The organism is Terrisporobacter hibernicus (assembly GCF_020809405.1).
In the GTDB taxonomy this organism is placed as follows: Bacteria; Bacillota; Clostridia; order Peptostreptococcales; family Peptostreptococcaceae; genus Terrisporobacter; species Terrisporobacter petrolearius.
Genome location: NZ_CP081135.1, coordinates 1,960,326 through 1,972,349, shown reverse-complemented (window position 1 = coordinate 1,972,349; position 12,024 = coordinate 1,960,326). Strand labels below are relative to the sequence as shown.

12 protein-coding genes are annotated in these 12,024 nt (G+C 29.7%); all 12 read right to left on the bottom strand.

The genetic code is table 11. The features are described 5' to 3' along the window. Positions 1-29 precede the first annotated feature (29 nt). Complete coding sequence (gene dusB / locus JW646_RS09795; protein ID WP_148558534.1) at positions 30-1,007, bottom strand: tRNA dihydrouridine synthase DusB; 978 nt, start codon at positions 1,005-1,007, stop codon at positions 30-32. A gap of 173 nt (positions 1,008-1,180) precedes the next feature. After that, positions 1,181-1,948 (bottom strand): type III pantothenate kinase, encoded by a 768-nt coding sequence (locus tag JW646_RS09790; protein ID WP_074920290.1) that lies wholly within the window; start codon positions 1,946-1,948, stop codon positions 1,181-1,183. Positions 1,949-1,965: 17 nt separating this feature from the next. After that, the gene (locus JW646_RS09785) at positions 1,966-2,568 is read right to left on the bottom strand and encodes an ECF transporter S component (RefSeq protein ID WP_187359330.1); all 603 of its coding nucleotides are present in this window, start codon (positions 2,566-2,568) and stop codon (positions 1,966-1,968) included. 210 nt (positions 2,569-2,778) lie between these two features. Next, on the bottom strand, positions 2,779-3,747 hold the full coding sequence (locus JW646_RS09780) for a P1 family peptidase (protein ID WP_228417342.1): 969 nt from the start codon (positions 3,745-3,747) through the stop codon (positions 2,779-2,781). Then, the gene (locus JW646_RS09775) at positions 3,740-4,717 is read right to left on the bottom strand and encodes a biotin--[acetyl-CoA-carboxylase] ligase (protein ID WP_228417341.1); all 978 of its coding nucleotides are present in this window, start codon (positions 4,715-4,717) and stop codon (positions 3,740-3,742) included. Before JW646_RS09775 ends, JW646_RS09780 begins: the two co-directional genes overlap by 8 nt. 107 nt (positions 4,718-4,824) lie before the next feature. Continuing rightward, positions 4,825-6,804: an ATP-dependent zinc metalloprotease FtsH gene (gene ftsH, locus JW646_RS09770; protein WP_270304633.1), complete on the bottom strand. Its 1,980-nt coding sequence runs from the start codon at positions 6,802-6,804 to the stop codon at positions 4,825-4,827. A 32-nt stretch (positions 6,805-6,836) separates the two neighbouring features. Then, the gene (gene tilS / locus JW646_RS09765) at positions 6,837-8,222 is read right to left on the bottom strand and encodes a tRNA lysidine(34) synthetase TilS (protein ID WP_148558530.1); all 1,386 of its coding nucleotides are present in this window, start codon (positions 8,220-8,222) and stop codon (positions 6,837-6,839) included. 265 nt (positions 8,223-8,487) lie between these two features. Further along, positions 8,488-8,892, bottom strand: a complete 405-nt coding sequence (locus tag JW646_RS09760) for a DUF1934 domain-containing protein (RefSeq protein ID WP_228417339.1) — start codon at positions 8,890-8,892, stop codon at positions 8,488-8,490. A gap of 141 nt (positions 8,893-9,033) precedes the next feature. Next, a complete protein-coding gene (locus JW646_RS09755) occupies positions 9,034-9,558 on the bottom strand; it encodes a cell wall hydrolase (protein ID WP_074920283.1) in 525 nt (174 codons plus the stop codon). Between the two features lie 35 nt (positions 9,559-9,593). After that, positions 9,594-10,250: a stage II sporulation protein R gene (spoIIR, locus tag JW646_RS09750; RefSeq protein WP_228417338.1), complete on the bottom strand. Its 657-nt coding sequence runs from the start codon at positions 10,248-10,250 to the stop codon at positions 9,594-9,596. A gap of 200 nt (positions 10,251-10,450) precedes the next feature. Continuing rightward, the gene (locus JW646_RS09745; protein WP_074920281.1) at positions 10,451-11,122 is read right to left on the bottom strand and encodes a GntR family transcriptional regulator; all 672 of its coding nucleotides are present in this window, start codon (positions 11,120-11,122) and stop codon (positions 10,451-10,453) included. After that, complete coding sequence (gene ispE / locus JW646_RS09740; protein ID WP_228417337.1) at positions 11,115-11,996, bottom strand: 4-(cytidine 5'-diphospho)-2-C-methyl-D-erythritol kinase; 882 nt, start codon at positions 11,994-11,996, stop codon at positions 11,115-11,117. The genes JW646_RS09745 and ispE overlap by 8 nt, the downstream gene beginning before the upstream one ends. Positions 11,997-12,024 lie beyond the last annotated feature (28 nt).

Genomic DNA, 12,024 nt, shown 5'->3' with positions numbered 1-12,024 from the left:
TGATTTATTATGCGCTATATTATAAGTCACTATCTTATTTGTGTCAAGGAGTGTTCCATATACTCTTCTAACATAGCAATTACTTCTTTGTAATCTGTTATTTTATTAATTTGATCTCTGTATTTAGCGGAATTTTTTAAACCTTTCAAATACCAACCTATATGTTTTCTCATTTCTCTTACAGCAACATATTCTCCATGTTCAGCTACTGCTAAATTCATATGCTTTATTGCCGTAGTTATTCTTTCTTCTAGTGTTGGTTCAGGTAATATTTCTCCAGTTTCCATATAATGATTTATTCTTTTAAATATCCAAGGGTTTCCTTGTGCACCCCTACCAATCATTATAGCATCACATTTAGTTTTTTCTAGCATATTTACTGCATCTTCAACTTCAAATACATCTCCATTACCTATCACAGGTATGTTTATAGTTTGCTTTATTTGCTCAATTATATCCCAGTCTGCCTTACCAGAATAAAATTGTTCTCTTGTCCTACCGTGTATAGCTAAAGCACTTATTCCGCATTGTTCTGCTATTTTGGCTATTTCAACAGCATTTACACTGTCGTCATCCCAGCCTTTTCTTATTTTTAATGTAACTGGTTTTTTTGAGTTCTTAACTACTGAACTTAAAACTTCTGATGCTAGTTTAGGATTCCTCATCAGGGCAGATCCATCACCATTTTTTATAACTTTTGGTGCTGGACACCCCATATTTATATCCAAAATTTCATTTGGATACTCATTCATTATAGCCGCTGCTTTTCCCATAAATTCTGGTTCCGATCCAAATATTTGAACTGCAATAGGGTGTTCTTCATCTTCTATTTTTAACATTTTCTTAGTATTTTCATCATCATAGCAAAGAGCCTTAGCATTTATCATCTCCGTGTAAAGCATTCCACATCCTTTTTCTTTACAAATTAATCTAAAGGGTAAGTCTGTTACACCTGCCATAGGAGATAAAAAAACTTTATTATTTAATTGGACATTGCCTATTTTCATCTTATGTCTCCTTTTAATTATGAATTATTTATAATGATTAACATTTTTCCAAATTTTAATTAACTACTCTAAATATATTATTACAAATTCTGAAAATATACTATTATTATTTTGTATTGTATTATTTTTACATATTAAAAAGGAATTGGATTACACCAATTCCTCTGTGACTTTTATTTGTTTTTTTCGTGTATCAATCTTAATCCTTCTAAAGTTAAAAATCTATCTACATAATCTATGCTATCAGTTTCTGAATGAATAAGAGAAGATAATCCTCCTGTAGCTATAACTTTTATATTTTCACTACGTAATTCTTTTTTCATCATTGATATTATTTTTTCTACCTGTCCAACGTACCCATATATTATTCCTGATTGCATTGCTTCCACTGTAGTTTTACAAATAGTCTTACCTGGCTTAAGAAGCTCAACTCTAGGAAGTTTTGCTGCACCATTAAATAATGCTTCACTTGATATCTTAAGACCTGGACATATTGTTCCACCTAGATACTCTGCTTTTTCAGATATGGCACAGAACGTTGTAGCTGTTCCAAAGTCTACTATTATTAGTGGACTTCCGTATTTTTCAATCGCAGCCACAGCATTTACTATTCTGTCTGCTCCTACTTGTTTAGGATTATCATATTTTATATTTAGTCCTGTTTTTATTCCAGGACCCACTATCATAGGCTTTTTGTCGCAATACTTTATGCAAAAATTTTCTAAAGCATGCATTACATTGGGAACAACTGAGGATATTATTACATCATCAATTGATTTTAAGTTTATTTTATCATAAGTTAATAAATTACTTATTAACATTCCATACTCATCAGATGTTTTGTGTATATCTGTACATATCCTCCAGTCTTTTACTAAAGTCTTTCCTTCGTATACACCTATAACCATATTTGTATTTCCTATATCAAATACTAATAGCATATGTTTAAACCTTCTTTCTATTTTTTGCCTTTTCTTATTAGTGCCACTGAAACTGCAGATACTATCAATCCTGCGATTAAAGCTTCTGGTACTCCACTTGTTAAAACAACGCCAAATAATAATTTAGCTGCGCTTGATCCTTGTTGTTCCATAAGTGCTAGGTATTTATCTGCGTATAGTATATAAATCATACCTAAAACGCCAGCCGTATTAGCAATAGATCCTATTATACCTGCTACAAATCCTGAAGCATATACCTTTTTGCTTAACTTGTATACACCTTGATATACATAATAAGCTACTATTCCTATTAGTATTCTAGGAAGTACAGACACTAGTGGATTTATAAATAATGGCGACAATAGTACTGGTTGTGTTATTGCGTTCCATAAACTTGTTAATCCAAATATCAACCCTATTGTTGCGCCTACTAATGGACCTTCTATAATCGCGCCTATAATAACTGGTATATGCATTATAGTTGCTTTTATAGGTCCTATAGGTATATAACCTATAAATGGTAACATTGACATCATAATAGAAATTGCAGATAAAACTCCTATTATAGTCATTTTCCTTACATTTAACCTTCTTTGTGCTGATGCTCGTGTGTTAATCATAATAAAAATACACCCCCGTTCCAGCTCTTAAAAGATGCCGGACTATTTTAGTTTTATTTAGTTTTGACTTTTGCGACTCTTAAATGTCAACTAAGTCAGACTCTTCGCTTAGAAGATGTCAGCTATATAACAAGACAATTTTAACAGCGACTTTTTGCATTGTCAACAATATTATAAACATATATAGTTCAACTTTTTTGTATGATATTATTATTTGTCATTTTCTAATTCATTATAAGAAATAATATTTTTTATGTTTTTAGCATTTTTTATGGCATTTATAATGCTTTTTTCTACTACCTCAGCTGCTAGACTTCCTAATAGAGTAATATCTGAATCAACTTGTATTTTTCCAGTTGACATAGTAAATATTGCGTCTCCATCATGAGGTGTGTGTATAGGAAATATGGATTTTGCATATCCATCATGAGCCATTTGAGATATTTTTTTACATTGTGCTTTTGTTAGTTTGGCATTAGTTGCAACTATGCCTATAGTTGTATTGTCTATTTTAAATCCACCTTTTACAAACCCTGACTTCATTATTTCATATGTATTTAATAATTTTGTTTTGTCATCGTTTAGCACTCCAGCTATTACTTTTCCGTCCTCATATATATCTCCAAAAGCATTAACAGCTATTAATGCCGATACTACTATACCATTATCAAGCTTAATTGAGCAACTTCCTATTCCACCTTTTGTTACATAGTTCGATCCTTTTATTTTTCCTACAGTTGCTCCACATCCTGCTCCATAGTTACCTTGCTTTAATTCAGTTTCACTGGCATTTAAACAGGCCTTGTATCCCATTTCTTTATCTGGCCTTACTTTATAATCTCCTACACCTAAGTCAAACAATACAGCTCCTGTTACAATAGGTACTTTACAAACTCCAACATCAAAACCTATATTTTTTTCTTCTAGATATTTACTTACACCGCATGTAGACTCTAATCCAAAAGCTGATCCTCCAGACAATACTACTGCATGTACTTTTTGAACTGAATTTATTGGATCTAGCAAATCTGTTTCTCTCGTTCCTGGAGCAGATCCTCTAACATCAACTCCACAAGTTGCGCCTTCTTCACATATTACAACAGTACAACCAGTTAACGCACCTGTATCTTCTATTTGACCAACTTTCAACCCCTCTACATCCAAAATATTATTATACATATCCTTTAACTCCTCTTATTGAAACTTCTCCAGATAAAATTTCTTGTACGTTATTGTTAGCATCCCTTACTATTAAATTTCCGTTATCACTAATATCAATGCATTTGACTAGTTCCTTCTCATCACCTTTAATTATATATACATCTTTATTTAGTATTGCTGAGTATTCTTTGCAAATTTTTAAAGTTTCATCTTTGTAATCATTTTTTATATAATCATTATATAGCTTTTCAAATTCATAAAGCACCTGTGATACTATTTCTACTCTTGATAAATGATAATTTTCTTTATATAACGATGTTGCTTTTTCTTCTAAGTCTTTATCGAAGTCTAGGTTCTTCACATTCATACCTATTCCAACTACCACATAGTTGATTCTTTCAATTTCGGCAGATAGCTCAGTTAGTATTCCACTTACTTTTTTATTGTTTATAATAATATCATTTGGCCATTTAATTTTTGCAGGTACCTGTAAGTTATTTAATGCTTTTAATATAGCTGCTCCTGCTATTAAAGTTATAAAAGGAGCTTTGTATGGTATAATCTCTGGTTTAAGTATTATGCTCATCCATATACCTTCTTTGGGTTTTGATTGCCAATTTCTCCCCAATCTTCCTTTGCCTTTTGTTTGTTCTTCGCTTATAACTACAGTTCCTTCTTCAGCATTATTACCTATTTTCTTTAAGTAATCATTAGTTGAATCTACACTTTCAAGATGAATTATATTTTTTCCTATAGTTTCTGTTTTTAAATTATGATAGATATTCTGTGGGTTTAATAAATCCTTTGGTGACCCAATTAACCTATATCCTTTTTTATTAACAGATTCTATATTGTAGCCTGATTCTCGTAAAACATTAATATGTTTCCATATAGCTGTTCTAGATATACCTAGCTTTTTTGATAATTCCTCTCCCGATACAAAATCCGATCCACTGTCTAAAATAGCTTCTATTATTTTATCTCTCATACTTCACCTCTATTATTTCGCATTTTTTTATAAATTAATTATACACTAATTATATTATATATAAATAAAAACAGGGCTTTAATGCAAGCCCTGTTTTTCTGTTTAAATTACTTATTATCATCTTCTGGCAGTTTAAACTCTTCTAATTTTGATTTACGTAAACTAACCTTTTCTTCCTCATTAGGTTCTTCTTGTGTATATTCTTCTTCATCATCAATAATAACTTTTGATTCTTCTCTTTTTGCAAATACATCTTTTTCATCTAATGATAACTCTTCATTAAATGCTTCCACAAATTGAGCTGAATCTAATGTTTCATATAGTAGTAATCCTTTTGCAACATAATGTAATTTAGCCATATTATCATTTAATATTTGTTTACATTCCGCATAAGCATTTTCAACTATATCTCTAACTTCTTTATCTATCTCAAAAGCTATCTCTTCTGAGTAATTTTTCTTAGTTGTTATGCTGTTTCCTAAGAATACTTCATCATCACTGTCTCCGTATACCATAGGTCCCATTTTTTCACTCATACCATATTTTGTTACCATAGCTCTTGCTATTGTTGTAACTCTTTCTAAGTCATTAGATGCTCCTGTTGAGATGTCCTCCATGATTAATTCTTCCGCAACCCTACCACCAAGAGCCATAACTATAGTCTCTAACATTTCATTTTTAGTACCATACATTTGGTCTTCCTTAGGAAGAGGTTCAGTAAATCCACCAGCTCTACCCCTAGGTATTATAGTTACTTGGTGAACCGGGCTTACATTTGGAAGTATATGCATACAAATAGCATGACCTGCTTCATGATAAGCTGTAAGCTTTCTATCTTTTTCACTGATAACTCTAGATTTTTTAGCTACACCAACCATAACTTTTGTTATAGCTTCCTCTATAGTCTCCATATGAATTTCTTTTTCTCTTTTTCTAGCTGTTAATATAGCAGCCTCATTCATTATGTTTTCAATATCTGCTGGAGTAAACCCTGGCGTTCTCTTAGCTAACACTTCTTTATTTACATCGTGTGCTAAAGGTTTATTCTTTGAATGAACTTCAAATATAGCTTCTCTACCTCTAACATCCGGTACTCCAACCACTACCTCTCTGTCAAATCTACCAGGTCTAAGTAATGCAGGGTCTAAAATATCTGGTCTATTTGTTGCAGCCATGATTATTATTCCTTGATTAACTCCAAATCCATCCATCTCTACTAGAAGTTGATTTAGAGTTTGTTCTCTTTCATCATGACCTCCACCAAGTCCAGCACCTCTTTTTCTACCAACAGCATCTATTTCATCTATGAATATTATTGCAGGTGCACTTTTCTTCGCTTGTTCAAATAAATCTCTTACTCTCGATGCTCCAACACCTACAAACATTTCAACGAAATCAGAACCACTTATGCTGAAAAATGGCACCCCAGCTTCTCCTGCAACAGCTCTTGATAAATATGTTTTCCCTGTACCTGGAGGACCAACCATTAGTATACCTTTTGGAATTCTAGCGCCTAAATTAATATACCTCTTGGGGTTCTTGAGGAAATCTACAACTTCCTGCAGATCTTCTTTTTCCTCCGACAGTCCAGCCACATCTTTAAATGTAACTCTTGTTTTTTCATCATCTTTATGAACCCTGGCTTTAGATTTACCAAAACTCATAACCTTTCCGCCTCCACCTTGAGACTGGTTCATAAAGACAAACCATATTATAATCATAAATCCAATTAGAAGAACAGTCGGTAACATACTTACAAACCAAGGCGTTTGCGGTTGTGCTTCTCCATCAAATACTAATTTATTTTCCACTGCTTGATTCAATATCTCATTAGATAGTTTATCTCCTAATATTTCATTTGGTATATATGATGTAAACTTCTTGTTTGAATCTTTTATTACTCCTTCTATAGAAGTTCCATCCACAAAGTGTATTCTCGATATATTTTCTTCAGTTAAGTTTTTATAAACTTCGGAAAACTTCAACTCTTCAACTTTATTTGTCTGAGTCCCTGAGAATTGTACTATGCCTATTATTATCATAAACAGTAACAGATAAAAACCTGCTCCTTTTAAAATTTTGTTCAAAAGAAGCCCTCCTTTCATAAGTTGTTTTAATTCTAAATTTTCTTAAAGCAAATCTTTAAGACTTCTTTTGTGGTTTCATCAACCTTATATGATTCACTATTTCTAAAATTTCCAACACATAAAATTCCATTATCATCTTGCATAACTGGAACTTTACATCTTTCTTCTTTTGGAATTTTTAAATCTATGAATAATTGTTTTAATTTTTTACTTCCCATAGAAAGTTTTATTTTATCCCCTGGCTTTCTACTTCTTACAACTATCCCCCCTTTAATTTTATTACAATCAAACCATTTTAATGATTTATCTCTTTTCAAAGCCTTATACCTATTTATAGGCATTGTTTCAGTTTCAATAATTATATTAGCTTCATTTATTTTGACAAACCCATTTTTAGGTACTTTATAAGAGAATTCTATTTCTTCAAATATAATTTCTTTTGTTGTAAATACCAGTTTATTTTTTTGTCTATAAACAAATAATCCTCTTGGGAGAACTATTTTTTTATCAATCTTATTTTCATCTTCTAAGTCTAAAACTTCCTCAACATGCTTTTGGTCTATAAAATTTGTGTCTCCTAAAACATACTTTATTCCTAATCTAATAATTCTACTTTTTAATGACTTATGTAAATTCATATATTTATTTAACTTAATTTCCAAGTTATATCCATCTATAAAAGCTACTTCTTTAAATTTCTTAAAAGCCTCTTCTTCTATGTAATCATTGTCTATTCTTAAGCCATTGCTCATTCTTACTATGGCTTCTATTATATTAGAATTAAAATTATCCTTCATATATGGTATAAGATCTAGTCTAATTTTATTCCTTGTATATATGTTTTCTAAGTTTGTAGCATCTATTCTTGGATTTAATTTATACTCTTCGCAGTAAGCTTCTATTTCAGATCTCTCAATTTCTAAAATAGGCCTAATTATAGCATCATCTCTTATATAATCTATACCTTTTAATCCTTGTAAGCCTGTACCTCTCATCATACGCATTAAAACGGTTTCAGCTTGATCATTCATATTATGAGCTATAGCTATTTTATTAGCATTTAATTTTTCTTTTATTTCAAAGAACATCTCATATCTTAACTTTCTTGCTCCTTCTTCTAGAGACAACTTATTTTCTTTACAATATTGTGGTACATTTATAGATTTAACAAAAAAAGTTACTCCTAAACTTTCGCACAATTGAGAAACATATAAAGCATCCTTTTGAGCTTCCATACCTCTAATCTGATGATTCAGATGTGCTGCATAAACTTCTATGTCTAGAACATCTCTCAATCTACTCAATATATGTAATAGACAAACTGAATCAGGTCCTCCAGAAAGTCCTAACACAATTTTATCTCCATTTTCAATTAAGTTGTATTTTTTTATCGTACTTAGCGTTTTCTCAAATATCATATTTTATACCTCTATTACAATTAATTTTATCAATAATTAATTTAATTGTCTTACTTATTTGCATCAATTTTTAATTAATGAAATTCTTAACTACTAGTACTATTTTCTATAAAAAAACTTCAAATCCTTGTTTATATTTATCCTATTTTTTAAGAATATTTTTTAAACACTATAGTTATAATGATAACAAATAAATGAAACAAAAGGTAGTATTTTAACTACCTTTAATTTTATTCCATTAAAAATATTTATTTTTTAACTTTATTTATTGATAAATATTTATTTTTATTTTATTACGACCTTTAAACATATCTATTATTTCTATATTATAATCTATCTCAATGATAATATTTTCTTCGTTTTTTATACTTAAATTTGTAGTTTTTGTTTCTACATTAAACATCCCTTGTGGTGTTGTATAATTAGAATTAATTTTTTGATTTTCTTTAAAAATCATAGTTGAATTTATTTCACCAAATCTTTTTATCGTTATTTTATCATTTTCAATTTTAATAGATGTTGTCGTTTCTTTTCCATCCTCTTTTTCTCTATAAACTACATAGGTATTATCTCTTTTTTCATATAAAGTCCCCGTAGCATTTAATTTTATATCATTTTTTTCTCCATATTCATTATATTGAATCGTATGGATATTAATTTTAACTTCCAATACATTGCCTCCTTCTAAATATGGCTTTTTTAAGTAAAGCATTTCGTTTTATATTTTACTATCTAAATGATAATTATAATTTATTTTATAAAAAAAATAAAGGAGTAAAAACTCCTTTACTTTTTTATTTAAAATTATATATTATTTAGCAAAAACATGATTTCCTATTCTTAAGTAAGGATTTAATGTGTTTATCCAATTACATGTAGATATATCTGGGTTCCAGAAATATATTGCATTGTTAGTTGGATCACTTCCGTATAGTGCTTCCTGAGCAGCTCTGTATGTAGAACTTGTTGGCTCTGCATATATAGTTCCATTTTTCACTACAGAAAATGCATTTTTTTGATATATAACTCCTTCTAAAGAATCTGGAAACCTAGAGTCCTTCACTCTGTTAATTACAACTGCTGCTACAGCAACTTGACCTTCATAACTTTCGCCTCTAGCTTCTCCCGCTACTAATTTTGATAATAACATTATTTGTTCATCATTAAGATTTATAACTGCTTCTTTTTTCTCATCTTGTTCTTTTATTTGCAAAAAACAATTTTCTGTTTTATTGTCTAAATAATAGTATTCTAGTGCATATATTTGTTTTATAGATACAAACAAATTGCCTAAAACTAATAGTGATACTATAAGTGTTTTATAGCACCTATCCATAGTTAAAGTCACTCCTTTTTTGTCTTATTCTTGATTTAAAATAAATTTTGAAATACTTCTGTTATCTTAAATTTAAATTTTAAATTAGTTACTTTAGTTTGATTTTTAGCCATTATTAAATCATACTCTTGTGGTGTTAGTATTTCTTTTAGCTTTTCATCAGTTTTTTCATCTATTACTCCATTTTGTTCATCTACAAAGCAAAGAGGAGGAAACATTACACACCACCAGTTTTTACCTTTACCTTCTCCTATTATAATTTTTAAAGCTTTATATTTACCTGCTGGCAAAACTACACTTGAGTATTGCTTAGCCGGAAAGTCACTATATTGCAAGCCAATATTAACGCTATAGTCATATCCGTTTTCAGAAATAATATTCTTACTTATTTTTTCTAAGTTATCATATTCATCTTTTATAATTGCTTCACTTTCTTCTATTGATTTAGAATTTTCAAGTTTTGGTTGTAAATAAGCTATAACCGCATCTCTAACTTTTAATTTCAATTCTTGATCATCATCTGTATCACTATTAGCTATAACATGAAATCTTATTAATTTTTCCTTATAATCATAACTACATGCCTCTATTTTAGTTATTTCTTTTGATATTACTAGCGTAGTTAATAATAATATGGTAATTAAAATACTAAACAGTATGTATATTCTTTTTTTTATATTTTTTGCTTTCATAATAATCCCCCTCAAAAATTAATTCATATTTTGAGTGTATCCATTTATTATTTTTTTATACAGAAATTTGCTTTGTAACACATACAATAAAAATTTATTTTAGACAGTAACTTCGATGAAATTAATCCTTTTAAATTATGTATTATAAACAATAAAAAAAGAAGGCTAAGCCTTCTTCAAAATATAATTCCCATTTAAGTTTAATTATTTACTGTGTTATCCATAAAAAATTGTTCTGCCAATTCTATATGCTCTGTTGCATACTTTTTAGCTAATTCAGAGTCACCTGATTTTATTGCTTCTAGTATTCTATTATGTTCATCCACTAGGCTTAAAGATGCCTCATAGTTTGATACATACGTCACTCTGAATCTATGCACTTGTTCCCATAAAGAAGTTATTAAGTGATATAGTTTTTTATTATTTGCCATTAAAAATATCTTCTCATGAAATTCTACATCTTTTTTTAATACTGTGTCTATGTCAGCTTCTCTTACACTTTTTTCAAATTCTTTTGCAACTCTTTCTAACTCAACAATGTCTTCATCTCTTAGTCTCTCTGACGCTAAAGATGCTGCTAATCCTTCTAAGCTTGCTCTTATTTCTAATACGTCTATTAAATCTTTAAATGACATATTAGCCACATAAGCACCCTTTCTTGGTAACATTACTACTAAACCTTCAAGTTCTAATTTCCTAATAGCTTCTCTTATTGGAGTTCTACTTACCCCTAATTGTTCTGCCAGTTGCACTTCCATAAGTCTTTTACCTGCTTTTAAATTACCTTCTAAGATAGCTGTTCTTAGATTTTCAAATACTACATCTCTTAACGGCTTATAATTATCTAGATTTAATTTTGTTAAACTATCCATTTATTTCAACCCCCTTTTTATGGCTTTTTACAAGATATACTTGTTTGAAGTTTTCTAGTAAAATTTTTTTACATTTTTCTGCATCTTCTTCGTTGTTATATAATCCAAAAACTGTTGGTCCACTTCCACTCATCATAGCTCCTAATGCCCTATTGTTTATCATAATTTTCTCTATCTCATTAATAACAGGATATTTTTCCTTAGTAACGGATTCTAAGACATTATACATACTCTTTGATAATAGCTCTATGTTATTTTCTTTTAATAGCCTTATTAATAATTTATTATCTGGCCTTTTTTTAATAATTTTAGAATCTATAGCCTCATATACTTCTTTTGTAGACACAAATAATTCTGGTTTACACACCACAATAAATGCATCCTGAGATAAACCCTCTATATTTGTTAATTTTTCTCCAATATTTTCTGCCAATGATGCCTCTCCCTCAATACAAAAAGGAACATCAGCTCCCAGCTGTAAACCCATTTCCTTAAGCTTATCTTTACTCAAATTAAGATTCCATAATTTGTTCAGTCCAACTAAAACTGCGGCTGCATTACTACTTCCACCTGCCATACCAGCAGCAACAGGTATATTTTTATCTATGTAAATTTCTATACCTTTTTTTATATTGAATTCTTGCTTTATCAAACTAGCAGCTTTATACATTATATTGCTACTATCCACAGGTATATCTTCACTATTACTATTTATTATTATTGTATCTTCATCTAGTGAAAAAATTTTTATAATATCGAATAAGTCAATAGTTTGCATTATCATTTCAACTAAATGATATCCATCTTGTCTCTTTCCTAATACATCTATAGATAAATTAATCTTCGCTCTACTTTTCAGTTCTATAGAATTCATTTCATCCTCCTTGTATGTGGTTGCACTT